We start from the raw sequence: 24,186 nt of genomic DNA, 5'->3' as shown, positions 1-24,186 counted from the left end.
CCATGAAGATGCGTCTCATTATCGTTCGTTTCTGCGTTCTCGTGTGTATCACCGCATCGGTGCTCTCCGGAGGGACGATCTATATCGACAATGTCCGCGGCGATGATGAGAACGACGGAAGATCGGCCGAAATGCCGCTTCGTTCGTTCTCGAACGCCATGGGCCGCGCGGTCGGCGGCGATACGATACGGCTGAATCCTTCGCCGCTGCCGTACCGCGATATGTTCGTCATAAACGGCAGGAAATGCATGAAGGATGCGCCGCTGGTCATCGACGGCGGCGGGAATTGGGTGATCGGGAGCGAGGAGATACCGACGAACGAATGGCGTCAGTTCGAAGGTGATATCTATATCGCGCCGGGACATTTCAAGCGTCTTCCGAAGGAGAATTTTTTTCTTGTCATCAACGGCATGATGCAGCGCATGGGGCGCGCGCGATTATATCAGACGCGGCCGCTCCCCGCGGTCAAGAATCTTAAGCCCGATGAGTGGACCATCGACGGCAATGACCTCTACGTATGCATACACCCGGGGTTCGCGCTCCGTGAATACCGCATCGAACGTGCGGCGCGGGATACCGCGTTCGCGTTCACGGCGCGTCCGAGCGAGAACATCATCGTCTCGAACGTGAACATCAAATTCGTGTACAACGACGGGATCAATCTGCACTGCAACCGCACCGGTGTCGGCCCGGGTGAAGGCACGCGGGATATCTCTTTCATCGATGTGCGTGCGGACTGGAATTTCGATGAAGGAATAAGCGCGCATGACCGCTGCGAGTATTTCATGAGCAATGCCGTCATGATAGGCAACAATTGCGGCGTGGTCAATATCGACTGGTCAGCATCCCGTCATACGGGTACGCTCATCGCCGATTCGTATGACGTCGATATCATGTGCTACGGCGACGGGTACGATTCCTTCGAGGACTGCTATATCCATTCGACACGCGCGTTCAAGAACCTGAAATGGGAGGGCGGGACCAACGGAAACCTCATGTTCTCCAACAGCGTGTTCTATTTCGACCCGGTCAATACCAATGCGTTCTCGCTATGGGCAAATAGATCTTCAAGAATATCGATAGCAGGCGCAACGCTCATCGACGGCTCGAGAAAACCGCTTTCGCCGGCAGCGGTGAGCGCGAGCGGTACGGTGAGCATAATAGACAGTACGTTCATTCCCGCGAAGGATGCGTCCGATGACATGAAACGCGGTGCATCGCTCTCGCCGTATATGCGCGATCTCGTTACGCGATATTTTTCCGGTGAGTTGACCGGTAAAGGATTTACCTGTGTCGCACACGACACGAAACCGGGTGCCGTGCGCCTTACGTTCAATTATCCCGTCGACGCTCTATCCCTTGCCGGCATACGGTTCTTCAGGGACGGCGCACCGTTCCATCATGCCTCGTTGCGCCTCGTAAACGACGGGCTGTCCGTTATCGCTGAGAATTTCGCCGCGGGAGCCTATCGCATCGAAACGACCCCGATGCTGCTCTCCGTCCGCGGCACGAACGGCTGTACGCCGAGAACGATACACGTGACCATGAGCGGTGACGGTTTTGTACCGAAGGAGATGCCCCCGGCACGTTATATACGATCGGACCATCCCGAGCTCACATCGGCACAGACGATGAAAAGCGGCATCTTCATTGAAGCGGAAGCCGGTGAACTTTCGGCACCGATGATGGTCCGCACCGATGTGTCGGCACGCGGCGGGAAATGCATCGTCGTTCCGCAGGGCACCGGTCTTGAGAAGGGATCGGCGCAGTACCGTTTTGAAGTGACCGACCCGGGTGACTATCACGTGTGGCTCCGGACGATAGCCGCAACGAGCGACGATGATTCGATATTCGTAAGCATGGACGGAGCGCCAAAAAAGCTTTCCGACATAAAGGCATCCTCATCGTTCGCCTGGGACCGCGTGCGTGACCGCATCGACGGGAAAGTGGATATCGGTTCATTCGTTACGTTCACGCTCGGCAAGGGCACGCACACGCTTTCACTCATGAGCCGGGAAGACGGACTTCTCATCGATGCGATAGCGATCTTCAGCGCAGCAACGGCATTCGATAGTACAAAGGAGTGAATCCATGCTGATCACATTTCCCCGCATGCTTCAGGAATACACCGAACGGGTGTTCAACGCGCTTGATGAAAAGCGGCAGGCGCGTTTTGCCGCAATAAAGACAAGGGCTGCCATGGAGAAACATGCCGCTCAATGCCGGCGTGACTTCAAGAAGATATACGCGCTCCCGAAGGAGAAATGTCCGCTCAATGCAAAGGTCACCGGCGTCATACAGGAAGATCGATACGAGATCCGCAAAGTGATATTCGAAAGCCGCCCGAACTATTTCGTCACCGCGAATATCTATGTACCGAACGGGAAAGGGCCGTTCCCCGGCGTCGTCATCCCCTGCGGCCACGCGCTCGAAGGAAAGACATGCCCCTTATATCAGAAATTATCCGCAGGGCTCGCAGTACGCGGGTTCGCCGTCATCATTTTCGATCCGATCGCACAGGGTGAGCGTATCGAATTCGAAGGACTCGGCTGCGTGCATGAACATATACTCGCGGCAAAGAAGCTCCTCCTTGTCGGCGAAGAGTTCTCCACGTATCGCGCATGGGACGGCGTACGTGCGCTTGACTGCCTCCTCGAATCGGCACCGATAGATAAAAAACATATCGGTCTCGTCGGACAGTCCGGCGGCGGGACGATGACGTCGGTGATAATGTCCGTCGATGACCGGTACACCATGGCGGCGCCGTCATGCTTCATCACCACGTATCGGCGCAATCTTACGAACGAGCTCCCGAGCGATTCGGAGCAGATCCCGCGCGGTGTCCTCACGATGGGTCACGAAATGTTCGATCATATCACCGCGTTCGCGCCCAAGCCGGTGATGATACTCTCGAAGCAGAACGACTTCTTCGACAACCGAGGCTCGCATGAGGCGTATGCTCATCTGAAGAAGGTCTATCAGATGCTCGGGTGCGGAAAGGATATCGAACTTGTAGCGACCCCGGGCGATCATTCCATCGATGAAGTATCGCAACACGAGCTCTTCCGGTTCTTCTGCACACACGCCGGCCTCCCGTCAGTGAAGGCGGATATACCCGTCGTAACGCATACACCGGTACAACTGCAGGTGACCCGCACCGGTAATGTCCACGAGGAGGGCTCGCGTTCGATAGGCGAATTCGCGAAGGACCTCGCTGATACGTTCGCGCGCACGCGGAAAGGCTTCACACCGGCCGTGTTCCGAAAACTGCTTTCGCTCCCTGTCATACCTGCCATACGCGATTTCCGAGTGCTCCGACCGTACCGGTATTCGGAGAGAACGTATTCACGGTTCGCCATACCGACCGAAGAAAGCGTTTTCGCATTATTGAAATACAGGAATCCTGCCGGAGAATGCGCGTATTCCCTGCCGAAAAAGAAGTCGGCCCGCATCTTTCTGCCGCAGGAACATTTCGAAACGGAGATGATGCTCCCCGAGGCGGCGCCGGTATTCGCAGAGAACGATGACGCTTCGTTCTTCATCCTCGATGTGCGCGGCATCGGCGAATCGATGTCCGGCACCGCCGATATCGGCAGCACGTACTTCTCGCCGTACGGCGCGGATTTCATGTATTCCTCATTCGCTCACATGGCTGACTTCAGTCTCTTCGGACGCCGCGTGTACGATGTGCTTGCCGTGCTGAAATTCCTTTCCGCGAACAGATACAGGGAATTCTCGCTTGCCGGTTACGGCACCGGCGGTCTCATCGCCCTTTCTGCGGCAGTGTTCTCGAATGCGGTCACGCGTGTCGATGCTGTCGATATGCCATCGTCGTTCGCATCGATAATGAACGCACGTGCGTACCGATTCCCGCTTTCGGGCATTCTACCGGACATCCTCACCCGCTTCGATATACCCGACATCACGACGCATCTTTCCGAACGCATCCCGGTGACGGCGGCAGGCGAATTCGATCCTGCGCTCCCGGGGTTCCCGACATAAGCGCCTGACCCGCGTTTGCTTTGCATGCGCCCTGCTGTATACTGAAGCCGAAGAACGATGAGCACTACCGCCATTACCCCCCCCGAGCCTGTCGCGGCCGGAGCAGCTGAAGGCACAGCGCCGCTATCTGAACTATGCCCTGTTCAATCCCCTGGGCGCAAGCCTTACGATAGGCCCTATCAGCGCGCTCCTTGCGCTCCATTACGGCGCGAACAATCTGCAGATGGGCATTCTCTTCGCGTCGATCTATCTCGCCGGGGTGTTCGCCGTCCTTGCGCCCGCTTTTTTTCAGGGCATGGATGCAAGCCGGGTAAGTTCTCGCTCATGGTGGATACGTTCCGTGCTGGCGGGCGGCATCCTTCTCTTGCCGCTCATTCCCGACCCCGCACTGAAAGCATGGCTCCTTATCATCATCCTTTTCATATTCCTTTCGATACGCGCCGTCGGTGTGAGCACGATCCCGTCGGTACTGCGCGCCATATCCGGACACCGCGAGCTGACGACGATGAACGCGGAAACGCAGCTGCGCTGGTATTTCGGCTGCCTTATCACGGCGCTCCTTGCCTGGGGCGTGTTGTCAATGGGTGCGCGCATCGGCGAGGAGACCGCTTTCATCTCGCTTTTCGCCGTCGGCTTCATTTTCAATCTCATAGCATCGCAGCGCCTTTCAGGATTGCCGCTTACCGGCAGCATCGCCGGCGGGTCGCTCCGCGCTTTGCGCGAGGCAGCGCGCGATATGATGCGACAGCGCTCCTATCGCGAGGTAGTGATAGTCGTGCTTCTGCAGGTTCCCATGGCCATCGCCGCGGCATTTCAGGTCAACGCATTGAAGAGCGATCTGGGATATACCTCGGAAGCGATAACCGCGCTTACGGTGATCGGCCTTGTCGTATCGGTGGTGGGCGCCCGCGCGCTCGTGCTTATCGGCGCGCGCATACCCGTGCGGCCGCTCCTCCTCGGATCGCATATCGTGCTTTTACTCCTCGGTTCAGCATGGACGTGGATACATCTTTTCCCGGCAGAGCTCCGCGGCTTCATCGCGGGAACACTGTTCGTGCTCGGCACGCTTTTTCTTGCCGTCTCCGGCATCGTTCTCGTTGCACTCTCCAATGAACGACTGCCGCGGAAGAACGCGGTATCGTACTCGGTCATTTATCAGCTCGCCGGTGTCGTCGCCGCCATTCTCGGCATCGCCGCCGTCATGGGACTCGGTGCTATCCCCGCCGCGATACGTCCTCAGGGAATGCATTCATACAGCCATGCATTCCTGCTCTGGACCGTGCTGTCGCTCGGCGTCTGTATCTTTTCGATCGTGATGGTAAAAGGGAAACTGGGGCTGCTTGCGCACGACATCGAACAGGTACTTCCCGCGAATCTCCTCACCGTGTTCCGCGCCCACGATATGACCGTGCATGCATCGAGCCGCCCCGGGGAAGTGCGGGTCTATGAGAATGTGCTTGCATCCCATGTCCCGGCGGGGGAACGTCTCATCCTCGATGCGCTTCGTCACCCTGAGACACGTCACCGCGCCGCGGCATATCGCGCATTGTTCGAGAATCCCCTGCCCTCTTCCGTAACGTTCATCATTGCGGAATCCGAGGACCGCGACTCCCCGCTCCGCGGCGACGCTGTCAATGCGCTCGGCTTCCTGCGAATACCCGCGGCAGCAGCGGCACTCCGCTCGCTGGCAAAAGATACAGACCCGAACATCCGTGCACGAGCATACAAAGGACTTCTGCGTCATCATGAGCCGATCAGCCGTATTCGGTTTTTTCGCTGTTATCGTTCGATCAGGGAGACAAGCCATCGCCTTGACATGCTCTGGGGACTTCTCGCTTCAGAACGCCTTGACCTCATGTGGGAAGCCCTCGAATACGAGATGTCCATCTCCCAGAGTCCGTCATGGATGCGCACCGTGTTCATCGTGCTCGCGGAAATGCTCGGCGATAAAGTACGCATGATCGAGCTCTTCACCGCAGAACGCGACGACCCGCCCGCGGCATTTTCCGAGCTTATCGCTGAATTGCCGGATACGACAGCGGGTGCAGCGGTCAGCGAATGGCGCCGCTGTCTCGCTTCCTCTGGGCGCATCTCTCTCCCGCCCGCGGCAAAGTTCCCCCGCGCGCTTGTGCCGAAGGATATCACCTGCCTTATCGGCCTTCTTCACTGCAGCCGACTGCAGAGCCGGTAGCCGAATTCGCTTACGGCGCTACTTCCCCGTCCAGCGCGGCTTCTCGTTCTTTTCATACCATGAGAGAAGCACCTTCATGCGCTCCGTCGTATTCGCCGCCCGATTGGTGACCGATATTGGCTCCTCAGCATTTCACTCCCTGGTCGATCAAATGCCGGCGAAGTACATCGTGTTTCAATTGTCTCACGGCGATATTATTCTTGCAGCAGAGCGCTGCCGCGTTGCCCGCCGCCTCGCCGGTGATCATGCACTGCACTGTCGGGCGTATGCAGCCGAACGCCTCATGCGTAGCCGAAATGCATCGCCCTGCGACAAGAAGATTGTTCGATCCCTGTACGATTAGGCTTCGGAACGGTATCTGAAAATACCAGCGCGGGGGGTAGGCGGTTTCGGGATCGCTGATCCATTTCGGTCTCGGATATGAATCGATCGGATGAGCGCCGAAGCCGATGCAGTCGTCGAATTTCCTTTGATGATAGATATCCTCGAGGTTAAGGACATAATCGCCTCGTATGTGCCGTGTCTCGCGGACGCCCATTTCCGGGACGTGCAGGAGGAACGATCTTTCAAACCCGGGGATCTCGCGCAGTCCCTCGCTCCAGTGTCCCACCATCCGCGCAATAAGTACTTCCGCGCGGCTCAGATCGTCGACATTGCAGCCGTCCATACCCTCTACGCTCGGACAACAGAGCGTGACCACCCCCGGCGTCGGCAGATTATACACCTGAAACCACCCGGGTGTCTTATTTTTTCGTATGATGTTAATCGTCGCATTTTCATTTTTTTCGAATCGCTCACGCGCCTCCTCGAGCGAAAAGCGCGCGAACGGCTGTTTGCCGAAGTATTCCGGGTGGAGCTTCAGCCAATCGAACGTCTTCGTAAGATCGACGTTCCCCATCTTGAACATCACGCCCATCGTCTGCATCACGCCTATCGTCGCGCCTTCTTTGACGCACAGATCATCTTTCGTTACGCCGACATCAAAGGGCGCGCCTGCCCGGACCGCCACATCTCCGTCGCCGGTGGCATCGATGATCATGCGCGCCGGTATCACCTGCCGACCCGATTTTGATTCCACGACAACGCCGGTGATCGTATCGCCTTCACGGATACAGTCGACAACCCATGAGTGCAGGCGCAGGCGCACATTCGCCTCCTCCATCATCTCGAAGAGCATACGCTTGAAGTCTTCGCTCGAAGTGAAGATATAACTACCCGCCGTGTTATCGTTCCCGATGCCCGCGCCGGTCTTTAAAAGCCGTTCGGTCATTTCCATGGTGATCCCGCCGGCGATCTGAAGTTCCTCAGGATGTTCGGCGAGCGTTTTCAGATCGAGCGTGTGCTCCTCCGGATTCCCCGAGAATTTAGTGAACATCGTGATCCCGGCGTTGCCCGCGGTGAGCATGCCGCCGAGATATCCGGAGCGTTCGATGAGCATGGTCTTCGCTCCGCTGCGCGCGGCGGCTATGGCGGCGACGACCCCTGCCGTTCCGCCGCCGGCGACCACGACATCGGCGCCCTCGGCCACATCCATCAGTACGGTAACATTCATCCGTTCGCCTGTTTTTACCATGGTCATGTCCTTGTAGTGTAGTGCGATCCCTGCCGGTGTAATCTAATTCCGATCGGAAAGATCGTCTATATGACAAAATCAAAATAAACTGGACTTTTCATCATCCGTACGGTAAGATACCGATCGATGAAAAACAAGAAAAACAGGGCGACATCCCTCTCGACCGGCGATTGCGACTCGATCAATACCGCACTGCGGTCGATGCGGCGCTTCCGCGAGATGTTCGTCATCGGCGGGTATACGATACAACCGCAGATAATACATGTCAATCGACTTACAGGGAACCAGCGCACAAGCGCTCTGCACGCGCACCGGACATTCGAATTTTCGGTCGTGCTCGACGGTGGTATGACCTATCACGCAGGCGGTTGCGACATCGTGTGCGGTCCCGGCGACGGGATCATCATCCCTGCGGATATGCGCCACGGATGGTCGGTATCGGGGCAATTCGCCGTCGTATTCGGTTTCATGCTTTTTATTTCGCATCGCGGCGGCGGCGCGGACACGTTCCGGGAGAACACTGTTCGCAGGAACTATTTTCTCGGCCGAAACCCGTCGACCGGCGGGGTGATCGATCGGATCATTTCCGCCGTGCGCGAAAGACCGCCGTATCTCGATGAAACGGTACTTTGCCTTTCACGGGAGTCGTATCTGGAACTTTTTAAAACGCTCGTTCCGGAGCAGACGCCATCGGCCGGCGTCAACGACCGAACGACGCCGCGCAACGATGATTCGCGGAACATCGTTGAGGCAATAAACTTCTCTATTCACGACAACATGCACCGTCACATCCGCCCCATCGAAATAAGCCGTTATGTCGGGTTAAGTCTCAATCGGATCAATACGCTCCTGAAAGACCGGCATCAACTCCCGCTCGGGCAGATGATAATCGATAAAAAAATATCTTTCGCCTGCGCCCTGCTCTCGGACACCAATCAGCAGATCAATGAGATCGCACACGCGATCGGCATGACCGATATCGGATACTTCTGTCGTATGTTCAGAAAAAAGAAAGGCGTATCGCCGACCGATTATCGGATGAAGAACCGCAGCAATGGGGCGCACGGTTGACGAATACTATCGCCAGTCGATGACGACGCCGATGTAGGTGTCCTTTTCATTGCGAAGGCCCTCGTACGCCTTCGCCGCCGTATCCGGCGTGACCGTATGCGTATGGAGCGGCTCCACCATGAGCTTTTTCGATGCGATAAGGTCCATCACAATACGCGAATTGCGTTCGATGGAATGCTTGACGAATTGATCGTTCGCGACCGGATAGCGCCATTCATGCGCGCCTTTTATCGTCACGCAGCCGTTCCCCCAGAGATGCGACATGTTGAGCAGATCGGTCACATTCGCAATGCAGTCCCCGCGCGGACTCCCGAGCAATATCGCTTCGCCCTGTTTTCCCACAAGACCGATATTATCGATGAACACTTTCGGCACGCCGCTCGCTTCAATGAACGTGTTCACGCCGTTCGTATCGGTCATAGCGAGTACGCGCTCTTTCGAATTCTCCGAGAGCGGATCGATAGTATGCCGTGCGCCGCAAGCACTCGCTAATTCGCGCCGGCGTTTTGACGGATCGATGGCGATGACATTCGCGCCCTGAAGCCTCGCAAGCTGCATGGCGAAATTCCCGACAAGGCCGAGACCGGTCACCGCAGCGTAGTCCCCGAGTTCTATCTCGCTCGTACGCAAAGCGGTCATCGCGATCGTCGCCATGCGGGTGAACGGCACATATTTTTCTTCAATACCATCGGGTATCTTGATGACAATGTCGTTCTGCGATGCGATGGAATACAGACAATGTTTCCCGAAATGATATACCTTATCGCCGACGGAGAACTTCTTAACGTCGCTCCCGACCGCTGTCACTTCGCTTATCGCGGTGTAGCCGTGCACACCGGGGAGCTTGAACCACGATTCGCCGCCGGAAAGACAGGCAAGCTCGGTACCCGCGCTTATCAATGAATAGATGCGCTTCAATGCTGCCGTTTCGGCGGGAAGATTTTTTGCATCGAATTCCTCATCCTGTACCTCTACCTTCCACGGTGCAGCAAATACTACCTTTTTTGACTTCATGGTTGTGTACTCCCTGGGACAAAGATGCGGTTTTTGCGGGGAAAGGGTATGTCTGGGAATACGGTTTTCATGTACGTGCATGCGCCGATCACGATCACACATCGGCGGACCAACTGATGAGACCGCTTTTCTTCTGCCACGTGCGTTTCGAGTAATAGCCGATAGTCCAGATGCCGTTGTCTCTATCTCGGTATATGAGACGCTGCCGCGCATTGTCAACGCATCGATCCTCCTTATTCAAATAACGGTATGCAAAACGGTTGCAAAAATAAACGGCATGTGGTGTCATGCAGTCATACAGGCATGTCTGTATACTATTACAATGGGGAATCTGCAAAAGCAAGTTCCAAAGGAGTGAGTATGAGGAAGTTCTCGAAATTCGTGATGGCGACAGTGATCGCGGCAATGACCGCTACGTCCGTATTCGCATCATCGGGCTTCAGCCTGGCGGCACAGTATGACAGCTACCTGTTCCTATCGCCTGCAAGTACCTATTATCCGGCTTTCGGACTCGGACTTGAAAGCAAGCTCGGCGATACCGCCGGATTTCGTCTCAATGTATCGTATATGGTCGTGCCGTCCATGTTCGGCCTTGCCGCCGATATCGGTGCGAATCTGTATTTCGGCATAGGCGGAACGAAATTAAGCGGCCTTTATCTCGGATTGGCAATTCCTGTAACATTTCTATCGGGCGGGGTTGCAGGTGTTGCAACGATGTTCGGTGTCGGCATCGGATTGCGTGCTGATATCGGCTATAAGCTCATGTTCGGCAGCGACGGCGGTCTTTTTATCAGGCCTTTCGTCGGCGCGGAAGCGAGCCTGGTCGATTTCGGTGCCGTGACCGTCCTCACCTTCACATTACCATATTTCACTGTTGGATTTAATTCATTCGCGCTTAAGCTCGGCGCTTCGGTAGGCTACGAGTTCTAGTCAATAGCAATCTGATCGATACGGCGGGATCGTACATGCACGGTCCCGCCGTTTTTTTATCGTTTCGCTCGATTACTGATCGCCTTGCAGTAACAGGGTATACGCCGGTTCTATCGATCATCAATACAAGCCGATACCGGCGTGAAACATTCCGTTACGTTTGAGAGCGCATACGCGAACACTCCGACGCAAAGCCAGTCCCCTATTTGACTAATCACATTGCTTCTATATACTGATTGATACCCGGAAGCAAAGGAGCGGGATATCGTATGTACATCGAAGCCTTGGATATTCTCAAGTTCATCGCCATTCTCATCGGCGCCTATGCCGCGATATGGCTTATCGCAGCGCTCATTTTCATCGGCGATATACGCGCAGTCTTCGATCGCGACCCCGCCGCCCGCGGATTCTTCGGTTTCTTCGAGGTGATATTCACCTATGCCGGTTTTCACGCCCTCGTGATACACCGCATCGCGCACGGTCTCCATGCATTGAGCATTCCGTTCCTGCCGCGCCTTGTCAGCCAGATAGGCCGCTCGCTCACCGGCATCGAGATACACCCCGCAGCGAAGATAGGAAAACGGTTCTTCATCGACCACGGCATGGGCGTTGTCATCGGCGAGACGGCGGAAGTGGGCGACGATGTAACGCTCTATCAGGGTGTTACACTCGGCGGCACCGGCAAGGAAAGCGGCAAGCGCCACCCTACCCTCGGCAATAATGTGATCGTCGGTTCCGGAGCGAAGATACTCGGCAATATAACGATCGGTAATCATGCGAAAGTCGGAGCGAACTCAGTGGTGCTCCGTTGCATCCCCGACGACTGCACGGTAGTAGGTGTACCGGCGCGCGTCGTACGTCAGAACGGCAAAACCGTACTCACCGATAATCCGCTCGTCGATCCGGTGTGGGACAAGATAAAGGTCATCGATGCGGAGATCGATTGCCTGGCGGATAAGATCGGCTGCGATCTCAACAATGACTGCGCAAAACGGAAGGCACGCAAAGAGCTATGAAGCGATCGAACGCGAACATACGTCTCCCGGCGAACGCCGATGTGTGGGTGCTGGCGGGGCAATCGAATATGGAAGGATGCGGATACATCTCCCGTATTGAACGCGATCCGAACGTATACTGCTTTACAACGCATCACGAGTGGACGATAGCGAAGGATCCGCTCCATGACCTTATCGGGAGTACGGCGCCTGTCGATTGGCAGCTGAGAAAGTCGATGACGCCGCCGGACATAGCCTCGCAGGGAGATACCTCGATACGCGAGTATTGGAAGGGCCGCAATAAAGGCATCGGCGCGGGGCTTGGCATTGCGTTCGGCGGTCTCTACGCGCGCGAAACGGGGCGTCCCGTCGGCCTCATTGCCGCCGCACACGGCGGTACGTCGCTCGCGCAGTGGAGCCATACCAAAAAAAGCGAAGGGCTTAACAGCCTCTACGGCGCCATGCTCGAACGCATCAAGCTCGCGAGCGGCAGCCTCACCGGCATTCTCTGGTATCAGGGCGAATCGGACGCGTCGCCGGAATCGTCGGCCGTCTATCGCGACCGGTTCATCGACTGGGTACAAGCGGTGCGCGCGGATACGGGGAAGCCGAACCTTCCTGTCGTCACCGTGCAGCTCGGCTGTGTTGCGGACGCGGGGCGTAATCCCTATGGATGGGAAAAGATACGCGATATACAGTACGCCATGCCGGAGCACCTGTCTGTCATCGCGGTGACAAGCGCCATCGATCTTCATCTCAACGACACGATACACATCGATGCACCGGGGCTCACGCGTCTGGGCAAACGCATGGCGCGCTGTGCGCTCAAGCTCACCGGCGAAAGAAAAGATATCCCCCTCGGCCCGAAATTCAGCGGCATGAGTCCACGCATCAATGACCGCGGATTGGGGGAAACGGATATCACCTTCTCAGGCGTTACGGGTGAACTGCTCCCGCAAAATGCCGTTCACGGTTTTTCCGTGCACACACCGGACGGCACGGCGCATCCTCGGACGCGCGTTTGTGTTGCGTATCGGCAGGAGAATAAAAGAAATATCATTACGGTACGAACGAGCGTTCCGCTTGCGGCAGGCGATGTCATTTCCTACGGGCGCGGTCTACTGCCCGTGTGCGATCTCACGGATGCCGCCGACATGCCGGTATGCGCTTTCTCGGCAGCAATAGAACAACGGGGGTAATGTATGCGGGCAAGGACAGGATCGTTCATTCTCATCATCGCGTGCGTCACGTCGACCGTATTCGCCGTCGCCACGACAGCGCCGGCAAGCGGCACTATCGTACGGAGCGACGCAAGCTCCTACGCATGGTCGCGTGAGCAGGGCGGCTATTATGAGATAAAAGGCATTCGCACGATAGTCCGCGAATACAATGAACGCAACGAGACGGTGCGCTCCACGGATTACGTGAAGAACGACAAGGTCTACCGCGTCATGAAATTCGCGGATGCCGGACGCGCGAAGCAGGTCTTTGACGGCGCAGGCAAACTCCTCTACAGCACCGCGTACGAAGGACCGGAGAAACGCGTCGAAACGGTATTCGGCGCGAACGGGGACAAGCTCTGGTATTACGGCTATCGCTACAATGAACGCGGCGTGCTTACCGAACGCCGACGGTTCGCAGCCGATAAGTCGCTTCTGTTCATACAGAAATATCACTACGATAAAAGCGGCCTGCCCGTCGGCATCGTACTTTCCGCCGATGACGGTTCCGTTCTGCATGTGGCCGAATACAGCTACGACGCGTATAACGACAACGGCGGCTGGTCATCGCGCAGGGAAACGCAGAGCTATGCGGACAAACCCGGCGAGCCGAAAGAGCGCATTGAGCGGAGCACGTTCTATTCAAAGGATGTACCTCGTTCTTCAATGGCCACAGCGGACCACGGCTCTGATTTCTCTCCGCCGCCGGTCTCAGTCGACGCGCTTCTTGCGCTTACCGCACGTTACGGGAAAGAGGATTCGCCGGGGGGCAAAGTGCTCGCAGCCGCGCATGCGCTCATCGCAGCGAACACCATCATTCGCGGGAGCTGCTGGGATTGGATCAATCTCGCGTATAAGAACGCGGGCTTTACGGAAAAGAACAGAAAGAGCGTGTTCTCCGGAAAGGAGAGCGGACCGTATGCGAACCCCTATGATCTCAAACCGGGCGACTGGATAATGTTCAAGAACCTCACCTACGGGGAGATCGGGCACAGCGGGATATTCCTCTTCTGGATTGACGCCGAAAGACGAAGCGCCATGGTCATCGGCTATGTCGGTGAAGGACGCGCGCGTGCCGGCGATTTCCGCGAACATGACATTACCTATCTCTTCGGTATAACCCGCGGCAAATAAGAACGACCGCTCCATCGCACTATAAAAAAAAGACCGGGCAAAGCCCGGTCTTTTGGTTTTCACCTTCGTACTGGCATCCGGATACCGGAGTGCCTGGTGAACGAGTTCGGCTAGTAGCGCCGTCCGCGTCCGCCGCCGCCGCCGCCGCCGCCGCCGCGACCTTCGTCGCTTTTCGGGCGGGCTTCGTTGACCTTAAGCTTGCGGCCGTCATATTCCTTGCCGTCAAGCGCTGCGATAGCCTGGGCAGCAGCGTCATCGGTCGCCATTTCGACGAAGCCGAAACCTTTTGCCCGGCCGGTATCGCGGTCGGTGATGAGTGCAACGCTTGTAACCGCGCCGTACTGTGCAAAGAGCTCCTGAACCTGCTCTTTGGTGGTGGTATAACTCATGTTACCCACATAGATCTTTTTTGCCATTCCTGGCTCCTCTTGGGATATACCCAATATCGTGATTTGTAGCATTGATGCCGTTCGTTTTAGAACGCACGATCGTCACGATCCCGAAGGAGCCGAACGAAACCTGTCGCCTAAGAACGATGAACATACAACGTAACGCTGTTATTATGCGTTATAATCGCAAAAAATGCAACTGCCGGGGTTTTCGGTCACGGTTTTATCGTATCGATGAGGGAAAGGTCGTTCTTGTTGAGGACAATGACCGTTCTGTCCATTTTATTGATATAGAGGTAGTCCCCAAAAAAGCTCAGGAACGTGTTTTCGCTGATATTCTCCCTGGAACTCGCTGCAAGCGCGAGTGTTCCATCGAATTTTCCGAGATAGTACTTCCCGTCCTTTATGATGATCGCGTATATATAACCCTCCCGTATCTCCACAAAGCTCCGCCAGAACACGTTCTCGGTACCGGTTATCTTGACGGTCAGCTTCTCGCGGTCGATGAGCGTAAGGTGATGTGCGAAAGCATGGCTCCCCGCATGGGTTATCACGACAATGCCGTCGGAGAACACATCGTAGCGGCTCCCGCAGATAGTCGCCACCGGAGACTTGAGCACCACCTTCCGCTCGGCGGCGTCTATCAGGAACATCTCGTTATTATAATGCCCGCCCTCAAGATATTCGCGTATCTTGAGATAATAGAGCTTGTCCGCATAGATATTCTTATCCGTCGTTTTCGAGCGAAGCGAATCCTCTCGCTTATCGAGCTCCGTCTCTTTCTTCGCAAGGTCCGCTTCTTTCTTCTTAAGCCCTTCCGGGGACGTATCGTCCTTCGCTATCTCCTTTTTCTCCTCTTTTACGGCGTCCTCTTTCTTCTTGAGCGCATCTTCCTTTACGGCGGCATCCTTCTCATCCTTCTTGAGCGCTTCGGTCTTCTTCTCAACGGCCTTTTCCTTCTCCCCAAGCTCTTTCTCGTCTTTCCTGATCTTCTCCTTCTCCGCCGCGGCTTCTTTTTCCTTCCTGGCAATCTCATCCTCTTTCTCTTTGCGTTTATCCGTATCAGTTATCCGTGCTGCCGCTTCCTTCTCCTTCCTGAGGGCTTCTTCCTTCTTCGCCGCGTCCTCTTTCTCGCGATCGATGGCGGCTTTCTTATCATCAATAACCTTCTTGTCCTTCTCTATGTCCCCTTTCTTCTTTTCTATATCGCCTTTCTTCGCATCGAGCTGCGCCTTATCCTTCGCAATTGCCTTATCCTTCAGATCGACAATGTCCTTTCGCTCCGTTATCCGGTCGTCCTTGCGTATCTCCTTCTTCGTCTTTTCATCGGTGAGCGCGAACGGGTCAATGGCGTCTATACCGCCGCGTTTCGCCGCTTCCGTAAGCGGCACGAGCATTTTCGTCGCACCCGGCCAGTCGGAATATTTCGTCGATATCCCCGCATTCCTTGCGTCAATGTTCTTCATGACGCCTTTCTTGTACACGGATGAGAAATAATCCATATCACCGCGATGCACGGCATTGTAATACGATATGAACACAGCGAGCGCCCAGGCCTGCTTATGGGTATATCCGTACATCTCGGTTAGATAGCCGGCGGTAATGCGCCTGACATTATCGATATGATCGACCTGCGCATCCTTGTCTATCGATATGATATCGGCTGACAGTTTTTCCGGCTCATCCTTCGACACCGCGCGGGTAACGGAATATTTCATCAGATAGCGGAACGGCTCCTGGTAGCGCGTCTTCGAGCCCTCTGCGAGCGTGCGTCCGATGCCGAATATCTCATTGAGCGGGTCTTCCCGCTTGTTCGGCCCTTTGTAATTCACGAATTCTACCTTCTTGATGTTCTTGAACTCGTCGATATCGACCTCGAGGGGGTGCGTATCGCCGGCGACCAAGGCCGCGAGCACGACAATAAAGAGCGTTGACCGGTATTCCATTGAAAGACCTCGCGCGGGGGGATGTTCCTTCTATTATCGGCACGATGCTATGCCGGAATTGAGACCGAAAAGTATATGAAAATAACCGTCCCTGCGCTTGACTGATGATATGTCGGCACTATACTGATATCCAACTATCATCGGAGGCCGTATGTTCATCCGATCCGCCCTGATACTGCTCTTCATATCATACATCATCTTCCCCGGTGAATTGAAGGTAGAGAACGCGGGATTCGAATCAGCAGTGACGGAGGACGGCCGTACCGTTCCTGCGGCATGGAAGATACATAAATGGACGCCTGGCGCATCCGCGGTGTGCGCACTTGAGGCCGGCGCATCGGGGAAATACGCCGCATCCATACGGCCGAATGCCGCCGGCGGTATCGGCTTTGCTTCGCCCGGGATGGCGCTCCCTCTGAATTGGAAAACCCTGGCGGTAACCTTTCAGCTGAAGCTCAGTGACGATATTGTCAAACATACGCCCTGGGCGTTCATTGCATGGAATGCGGGACAGAAATATCTCGGCAGGAAGAACGCCGAACTCGATGCATTCCCGCGCGGGCAATGGAAAGAGGTACGTATCCTCATCGACCGTACGGAGATCGCGGCGGATGCAGACACGTTCATGCTCTGTCTTGCAGCGCAGGGGGACAGCGACGGCAGCGGCGCCGTGATGTATGATGATATCTCCGTCCGTTATGAAGCGGCTCAAAAAGCATCCGCTGCATCGCTGGTGCCGAATTCCGGATTTGAAGCGGTCGAGAATGGAAAGCCGTATCCGCAGCCGTCGCAATGGTCGCTCACGCGGTGGAATGCGAAGAACGATTCGAAAGAGCTCGGGGTGACAACGGATGATGCTGCTTCCGGTACGCGGTCGCTTTTCATCAATGCCTCGGAGATCGGCTATATCGGATATGCCTCCGCCGCGGTATCGCTTCCCGGCGAATATAAATTCGTTCATGTGTCCGCCGCAATAAAGATGTCCGCGGAGATGAATGCGCTCCCCTGGATGTTCATCACCTGGAATAAAGGGAACACCTTCATATCGCGGAGCGATCTCCCTGCCGATGTGAGCAAGGGCTCGTGGCAGACCATATCGCTCGAAGTGCCGCGCGCCGAAATGCCGAAGGATGCCGACAATTTCCGTATCAATTTCGGCACGCGCGGGCAGAAAGATCCGAAGGGTGCGCTGTACATCGACGATGTAACAGCGGCGGCGGGCATGTCGCGGCACGATTTCCGCCTTGCCCCGGCAGCGCGTTTCGCCTGGTTCGAGGATGCGCCGGTGCGTTTCATCTGCGAAGATCCGCCGGCAGGACTGACCTCAGTGCAGGGAACGGTTTTTACATCGGCTGGGGACACTGCGGCACAGGTGAACATCGGCCGCGATGTACTTATTGCGAACGGCTGGGTATGGCATGCACCGCAGCCGGGTTTTTATGAGATGGAATTCACGTATACCGAGGCGGGACAGACACGGCCGATGGTGCGGAGCTTCACGATGCGCGGCAAGGATTCCGTCAAGCGCTTCGGACGGGACCGCTTCGGCGTTGCGGTGGTAAAAAAACGCGCGTATGTAAACCGTCCGCAGTTCGGCTTCAATCTTGAATTCGATGATGACGAATGTATGGGGATGGCGCGCATGACCGGCATGGGTTTCATGCGGCTGTGGGCGCATTGGGGATATAATTGGCGCAAAGAGAATATCGTGAACCCTGAGAAGGGTGTCTACCAATGGGGCTACATGGACCGCGCGATGGTGCTTGCCGACCGCTATGGTTTTCAGAGCAATGTCGTGACCGTGTACGGAACGCCGCGATGGGCATCGCCGTACCCGGAGCGCACGGACATCGATATCTGCGTGCCGCGCTATTCGGCGTGGATGCCCAGGGAATTATTTTCATGGACGGTATTCCTCCGCGACCTCGTGACCCGGTATAAGGAGCGCGTGAGCGACTGGCAGCTTTGGAATGAACCGCATCTGCCGACCGGGAGCGTGTACTGGCGCGACACGACGGAGAATTTCGCTTCGCTCATGAAAAGCGGATACGATACGATCAAGGGTGTTATGCCGAACGCGAACGTGTGGCTCGGCGGACAGGCAGGTCGGGGCTATATCCCGTTCTATAAGGAATATCTCAAGGCAGGCGGATTCCCTTATTACGATACACTTACCATGCACGGGAGCTTTCCGGAGACGCGGCTTTATTGGGATCTCGAAAAACAGCAGGGGCACACGCCGAAACCATGGAGCTCTTCGGAGTGGCATGCGATACTGATCGGAAGCTCTGCCTCGGATAATATCCCCGATGAACGAGAGCTTGGGCGCCGCATGCTGACGGATCTTCTTCTGCAGCTTAAGTACAATGTTGAGCGCATCGTGATCTTTGAGATGCAGAACCTTGATGAGATGGAATCGCTTCAGTATGCCCGTGCGAACGGAATTTTTACGCACTGCTCCGGATTGTTCCGCAAGAGGCCCGATCAGGAGCCGCGTATCGCCGCCGTCGTGATGAGGAATTTCCTTGACCGCATCGGCGGCCGCGTGCGGTATGCGAAGGAATTCGATCTCGGCACGCAGAAAGCGGTGCTTTTGTCAGCAGATGCCGGCCCTCTTCTCGTCGTGTGGAATGAAGGGAAAGCGCCGGAGACGATCGATGCACGGCTGTCGCGTACGATCTCCGCATCATCAACTGCCGTCAGCTGGGAAGGAAAACCCTGGAATGACCGCGTGCTCGACACACGCTCGACGTATCTCATTGAACAATGCGATGAGTCTCAGCTTCGATCGCTTTCGGTACCGGCAACGGCGCTTCTCTATCCGCTCGAACGGAAAAAAGCATCGAGCGATGCGAATGCGGTCAGGGGAACGCTTTCTCCGTCGCCGATCGTTTCGCCGAACGCTGATACGCAGTGGAATACGGAGGGCTGGCAGTTCAAAGGTATTCGCGGTGCCGCGCGGCCGGACGGATTTAAGGCGCGTTTCGCCGTTCATTGCGGTACTGCAGGGCTCGATCTTCTCGTCGAGGTGCGCGATACCGTCCATGTGCAGAACGAGAAGCCCGGGCAGGCGTATAACGGCGACTCGCTGCAGTTCGCCCTCGATGCGGACGCCTCAGGTGCCGACGGGAGCCAGACCGAGATATCGGTAGCGCTTACTCCCGACGGACCTGTCGTATGGAAGCATCTTGCCTCATTCATCGGCGGGAATATTCCGCAGAACTGGACGGCGGCGGGACATCCCGCGCAACACGCCCGCGCCGATGTGGACAGACAGGATGGACGCACGCTCTATAAAGTGCATATCGACTGGACGGAATTCTATCCCTTCGTCTTTGAGACCGGCAAGCCCCTGCGTTTTTCGGTATTGGTCAACGATAATGACGGGAACGGCCGCTTGGGCTGGCTCGAATGGGGCGGCGGGATAGGAGAGAAAAAAGACCCGTCGCTGTTCGGAAAATTAAGCGAGTAGAAAAAATACTGCATGTAATCTTCTCTTCCCCCTTCCCTCTCTCACTTCCCTGAGAGACAGGGGGTGCCGCGTATTTCGCGGCGGGGGATGGGTGAGTGTGTTATACTGAAATGTATGTGCCCGCCGTGGGCAGACGGCAATGGTAACGAATGAAAACTCCTTTCCTTAATTTGACAAAAGAACGGGAATTGATAGTATTATCCGACAAGGAGAGCACGTTCATGAAAGAGTCCATAAAGCAATTCATAGCCCAGAAGCACATAGCCGTCATCGGCGTTTCACGCTCCGGAAAGAAATTCAGCAATACGATATACCGGGAGCTTAAGAACGACGGATATACCGTCTATCCGGTGAACCCCAATGCAGGGACGGTAGAAGGCGATAAATGCTATCCATCCATAGCCGCACTGCCGAAAGCGGTCACCGCAACGGTCGTCGTCGTTCCGCCGGCGGAGACGCTAGCCGTCGTCACCGAAGCGGCGAAAAAAGGCATAAAGCATATCTGGCTTCAGCAGGGTGCGGAGAGCGATGAGGCCGAGGCGTACTGCAAGACCAATGAGCTTTCGTTCGTCAGCGGGCGATGCCTCTTCATGTACGTGAAGGAGCATGCGTTCCCGCATTCCATTCACGCGGTCATAGCGAAACTTTTCCGGCGATTCTGAGGCCGTGCTCCCGAAAAAACGATTTGCCGAGCTCGCGGGGGCGATAGGCGGCGACGTGCTCTTGTCCGACGCCGTGCGCGACGTGTATGCCACCGATGCGAGCCTGTACCGCGTACGCCCCGAGGCCGTTGTTGTCCCGAGGAATACGTTCGATATCGTGAGCACCGTGCTCTTTGCACGGGAGCACAGGATACCGATAACCATGCGCGGAGCGGGAAGTTCCACCGCAGGACAGGCTGTCGGCAGCGGCATCATCATCGATACGACGAAATATATGAACAAGGTCATCGCGGTCGATCCCGCAGGCGGATACGTCGTCACCGAGCCCGGCATTCCGTTCGACAGGCTCAACGCGCATCTTGCAGGATACGGCATGCGCGTGCCCTGCGCACCGTCATCGAGCGCATATGCAACGGCCGGCGGCATGATCGGCAATAATGCGAGCGGTGCACGGAGCGTGAAATACGGCGATACGCGGTCGCATACGAGAACGCTCTCGCTCGTGCTCTCCGACGGAAGCCCCGTCACCACGGCATCGCTTGACATCGACAGCCCCGAGCTTGCCGCGGGCGCAGCCAATCCGTCGCTCTGGGGCGAGATACATCGATCGCTCCCGCGCATCATCACCCGCGAAAGCGAGCGCATCGAACGCTTCTCCGTACCCATCGGGAAGAACAGTTCCGGCTATGCACTCGACCGCATCATCACGGACGGAAAATTCGATGTCGCACCGCTCATCGTCGGGAGCGAGGGAACGCTCGCCGCCGTCACGCAGATATCGTTCCGGCTCTCTCCCCTCCCCCGATACCGCGCCACCATGCTCTGCTTTTCAACCTCGCGTGAGAAGTCCCTTACGCTTGCGGGGAAATTGCGCGCGCTCGAACCGTCCGCGCTCGAATTCATGGACGCTTCATTCCTTGCCATGGTCACACGTCACGCTCCGTCGACGATCCGTATCCCCGCCGATGCACAAGCTGCGCTCCTCGTCGAATTCGAGGAAGAGAGCGCCGTAGAACGCGACGACAAGATACGCACCGCGCGATATATCGCCGTTGAGCGAACGCGCCTCGCCGCGAGCGCTCGCACCGCTGTGAATGCCGCCGAATGCAATGCGCTTTGGCGGCTGCGCTACGCGATAGCACCGCTTTTGAACCGCCGCACGGATGGGCGCATGGCCGTACCCCTCATCGAGGACGTAGCGGTAGCGCCCGAACTCCTGCCCGAATTCATATCGCGTCTGTGCCAGCTGCTCGATGCCGCGGGGCTTTCCGGTTCGTACGCCGTGTTCGGTCACGCCGGAGACGGCAATCTCCATGTACGTCCGCTCATGGACCCGCGCTCATCCGAGGACCGTGCGGTCATGAAGAAGCTCCTCCGTGAAACGCATGCCCTCGTCGAAGAGCTCGGCGGTACCGCGACGGGCGAACATGGCGACGGGAGATTGCGCACTGCATACCTCTCGCATCGCTTCGGTGCGCTGTACGGCGTGTTCCGCGAGGTGAAAGCATTGTTCGATCCGAAGAACATGTTCAATCCCGGCATCATCGCCGCAGAAAGACCGCCGTTGTCAGACGAAAATATGCGATTCGATGGGTCCTACCGCGCACGTACGCTCCCGGTGCGTCTCTCGCCCGCTCTGCTCGCAGCGGTACGCGCGGACGCGGAGCGCTGCAGCGGCTGCGGTGAATGCCGCACCTTCTGTCCCTCGTTCGTGAGCGGCAATGAGCTCTCGCTCCCGCGCGGGCGTCTCGATCTCATACGCGAAACGATGTCGGAAGCCGCAGCGCACGGCACGAGGTTCTACCAGAGGCGCGAACTCGCATCCGCGCTCTATACCGACTGCCTCTTCTGCCGCCGATGCGAGTCCTCATGCCCGGCGGCCATCCCCGCCGGATTACACGCCTTTACGCTCAAGCACGACGTCGTTTCACGGCGCGGCGGATACCGGGAAGACATGCTCTTCGCACGCGCGGGAACGGTCAATCGCCTCGGCGCGATATTCCCCTCGCTCACCAACCGCGCCCTTCGCTCGAAGCTGTTCCGATCGATGCTCGCCGTCATCGGCGTAAGCAAAGAGCGCTCATATCCCGCGTTCACATCGAAGCGCCCATGGAAATACGGCCGCATCATCGGCAGCACGAACGCAGCACGGAAGATAGCGATATTCCACGGCTGCCACGGCTATGCCTTCGATACTGATGTCGTTGGTGCTCACATCGACCTGCTTACCCGAGCGGGCGCTGCCGTCGTCGTACCCAGGCAAGAGTGCTGCGGCATGCCGGCGTTCACGGCGGGGATGAGCCGCATCGTCCATAGGAACATGAAAAGAACGATACGCTCGTTCGCACCATTCATCAGGAATGGATTTGAGATAATCACCCCCTGCCCTTCCTGCGCCATGATGATACGCGAACTGTGGCCGGCATACGCGGACGGCCGCATGGCCGATGAAGCGAAACGATTCTCCGCCAAACTCGTCACGCTTGATGATGTTATCGCGGGTACGCTTGACCGTATGCAGCTAAAAAAGCTCCCGATCGTATACTTCACGCCCTGTCATGAGCGCGCATCGCACAGCACGGGTCATCGCGAGCGGCTTGAGGCAACGCCGGGCATTGCGCTCACCGTCATCGACGATATCTGCTGCGGGAGCGGCGGCACCTTCGGTATGAAGGCAAAAAATGCACCTGCGTACACAGCGCTGACGGCACAATTGTCGGAACGTCTCACGGCGCTCGGTGCGGCGACGATAGCAAGCCCCTGCGGTATGTGCCGCGAGCAGTTGAAGGCGGTGACGACAGCGCGCGTCGTACACCCCGTTGAGATCTACGCACGGGCGCTCTCGAAAAATCGATGATCTCCCGCTGCATCGGCGCCATCCTGCCGGAACGATGTTCCGGTTCATTTCGCCGCTATTTCAAAGAACTGCGGCGGGTGCATGCGAAAAAACCTGTCGAGGCATCATGCTGTATCGGTCTGGCTGTTCAGGTATTTCCGCATCATTTCCTTCGTGACCGCATGCACGGACTCGGGGTCTTCATTGTTATGCGCGTAATAATAGAGCGAGAGATGGTCAGGCCGGTAGCGTGAGAGGTAGGCATCAAGATTATCACGGTATTCCGGTACCGCGGCCTTCGGGATGAGCATATTCTCAATGAGCGCGAACGTTCCTTTCGATGACAGAGCGCATTCGGCCTGCGTGCGTTCCCAGACGGATTCGATGCGGTATTTTTTCCAGGAGGGCTCTTCGTGAAAGAAACTCTGCCGAGAAAGATTACCGTCATATCCGGCATAACGGATGCCGCTGATCGCCGTGCTTGCGGCAGTGAACCGCGAAGATGAAGTGCTTTGATTGAACAGCGTGATGCAGAGGTCGGGGCGTATCGACAGACAATGCGCTGTAAGCCCGTTTAGGAAATCGATGAAGCTGTCCTCCATCTGCTCCGGGGAGGGATGAGCGCCGAATTTTTCTATCGTTGCCGGATGTGTGGAAATGATATTCTCACTTTTGGGTTCATCCCAGATAATACCGTCGACAGGATAGTCCCGCAGAAGCGTGGTCATAAAGCCGTGTATCCAATCACGGA

The 24,186-nt window shown here is 56.6% G+C and carries 16 protein-coding genes; 11 read left to right on the top strand and 5 right to left on the bottom strand.

Annotation, left to right across the window (positions count from 1 at the left end):
• Positions 1–2: 2 nt before the first annotated feature.
• From AABZ39_08940 to AABZ39_08930, 3 genes are all read left to right on the top strand, one after another.
• The gene (locus tag AABZ39_08940; GenBank protein MEK6794889.1) at positions 3–2,087 is read left to right on the top strand and encodes a hypothetical protein; all 2,085 of its coding nucleotides are present in this window, start codon (positions 3–5) and stop codon (positions 2,085–2,087) included.
• Positions 2,088–2,091: 4 nt separating this feature from the next.
• Positions 2,092–4,002 (top strand): hypothetical protein, encoded by a 1,911-nt coding sequence (locus AABZ39_08935; protein ID MEK6794888.1) that lies wholly within the window; start codon positions 2,092–2,094, stop codon positions 4,000–4,002.
• A 223-nt stretch (positions 4,003–4,225) separates the two neighbouring features.
• On the top strand, positions 4,226–6,193 hold the full coding sequence (locus tag AABZ39_08930; GenBank protein MEK6794887.1) for an MFS transporter: 1,968 nt from the start codon (positions 4,226–4,228) through the stop codon (positions 6,191–6,193).
• Between the two features lie 124 nt (positions 6,194–6,317).
• Here AABZ39_08930 and AABZ39_08925 read toward each other — a convergent pair whose 3' ends face one another.
• Complete coding sequence (locus AABZ39_08925) at positions 6,318–7,766, bottom strand: FAD-dependent oxidoreductase (GenBank protein ID MEK6794886.1); 1,449 nt, start codon at positions 7,764–7,766, stop codon at positions 6,318–6,320.
• A 126-nt stretch (positions 7,767–7,892) separates the two neighbouring features.
• On the opposite strand from AABZ39_08925, the gene AABZ39_08920 reads away from it, so the two are divergent.
• On the top strand, positions 7,893–8,837 hold the full coding sequence (locus tag AABZ39_08920; protein MEK6794885.1) for an AraC family transcriptional regulator: 945 nt from the start codon (positions 7,893–7,895) through the stop codon (positions 8,835–8,837).
• Positions 8,838–8,843: 6 nt separating this feature from the next.
• Here AABZ39_08920 and AABZ39_08915 read toward each other — a convergent pair whose 3' ends face one another.
• Positions 8,844–9,851: a zinc-binding alcohol dehydrogenase gene (locus AABZ39_08915; protein MEK6794884.1), complete on the bottom strand. Its 1,008-nt coding sequence runs from the start codon at positions 9,849–9,851 to the stop codon at positions 8,844–8,846.
• A 360-nt stretch (positions 9,852–10,211) separates the two neighbouring features.
• On the opposite strand from AABZ39_08915, the gene AABZ39_08910 reads away from it, so the two are divergent.
• The 4 genes from AABZ39_08910 to AABZ39_08895 all read left to right on the top strand — a co-directional run bounded on the left by AABZ39_08910 (position 10,212) and on the right by AABZ39_08895 (position 14,130).
• Positions 10,212–10,781 (top strand): hypothetical protein, encoded by a 570-nt coding sequence (locus AABZ39_08910; GenBank protein MEK6794883.1) that lies wholly within the window; start codon positions 10,212–10,214, stop codon positions 10,779–10,781.
• A 269-nt stretch (positions 10,782–11,050) separates the two neighbouring features.
• The gene (cysE, locus tag AABZ39_08905; GenBank protein MEK6794882.1) at positions 11,051–11,797 is read left to right on the top strand and encodes a serine O-acetyltransferase; all 747 of its coding nucleotides are present in this window, start codon (positions 11,051–11,053) and stop codon (positions 11,795–11,797) included.
• Positions 11,794–12,975 carry a sialate O-acetylesterase gene (locus AABZ39_08900; protein MEK6794881.1) on the top strand — a complete coding sequence of 394 codons (1,182 nt, stop codon included), beginning with the start codon at positions 11,794–11,796 and terminating at the stop codon, positions 12,973–12,975. Before cysE ends, AABZ39_08900 begins: the two co-directional genes overlap by 4 nt.
• Positions 12,976–12,978: 3 nt before the next feature.
• On the top strand, positions 12,979–14,130 hold the full coding sequence (locus AABZ39_08895) for a hypothetical protein (GenBank protein ID MEK6794880.1): 1,152 nt from the start codon (positions 12,979–12,981) through the stop codon (positions 14,128–14,130).
• A gap of 110 nt (positions 14,131–14,240) precedes the next feature.
• On the opposite strand, the gene AABZ39_08890 is transcribed toward AABZ39_08895, so the two are convergent.
• Together AABZ39_08890 and AABZ39_08885 are read right to left on the bottom strand one after the other, a co-directional pair.
• Positions 14,241–14,546 (bottom strand): RNA-binding protein, encoded by a 306-nt coding sequence (locus AABZ39_08890; protein ID MEK6794879.1) that lies wholly within the window; start codon positions 14,544–14,546, stop codon positions 14,241–14,243.
• A 188-nt stretch (positions 14,547–14,734) separates the two neighbouring features.
• Positions 14,735–16,465, bottom strand: coding sequence for a P83/100 family protein (locus AABZ39_08885; GenBank protein ID MEK6794878.1), 1,731 nt, complete (start codon positions 16,463–16,465; stop codon positions 14,735–14,737).
• A gap of 151 nt (positions 16,466–16,616) precedes the next feature.
• On the opposite strand from AABZ39_08885, the gene AABZ39_08880 reads away from it, so the two are divergent.
• From AABZ39_08880 to AABZ39_08870, 3 genes are all read left to right on the top strand, one after another.
• Positions 16,617–19,937, top strand: a complete 3,321-nt coding sequence (locus tag AABZ39_08880) for a hypothetical protein (GenBank protein MEK6794877.1) — start codon at positions 16,617–16,619, stop codon at positions 19,935–19,937.
• Positions 19,938–20,158: 221 nt separating this feature from the next.
• Positions 20,159–20,599 carry a CoA-binding protein gene (locus AABZ39_08875; protein MEK6794876.1) on the top strand — a complete coding sequence of 147 codons (441 nt, stop codon included), beginning with the start codon at positions 20,159–20,161 and terminating at the stop codon, positions 20,597–20,599.
• Positions 20,600–20,603: 4 nt separating this feature from the next.
• Positions 20,604–23,456, top strand: coding sequence for an FAD-linked oxidase C-terminal domain-containing protein (locus AABZ39_08870; protein MEK6794875.1), 2,853 nt, complete (start codon positions 20,604–20,606; stop codon positions 23,454–23,456).
• 104 nt (positions 23,457–23,560) lie between these two features.
• Here the strand turns inward: AABZ39_08870 and AABZ39_08865 are convergent.
• Positions 23,561–24,186: hypothetical protein (locus tag AABZ39_08865; GenBank protein ID MEK6794874.1), on the bottom strand; the 626-nt coding region annotated here is incomplete at its 5' end.

It is taken from the genome of Spirochaetota bacterium (assembly GCA_038043445.1).
Lineage (GTDB): Bacteria > Spirochaetota > Brachyspiria > Brachyspirales > JACRPF01 > JBBTBY01.
Note: the sequence above shows the minus strand (reverse complement) of the source record. Positions and strands in the feature narration are given on the sequence as shown.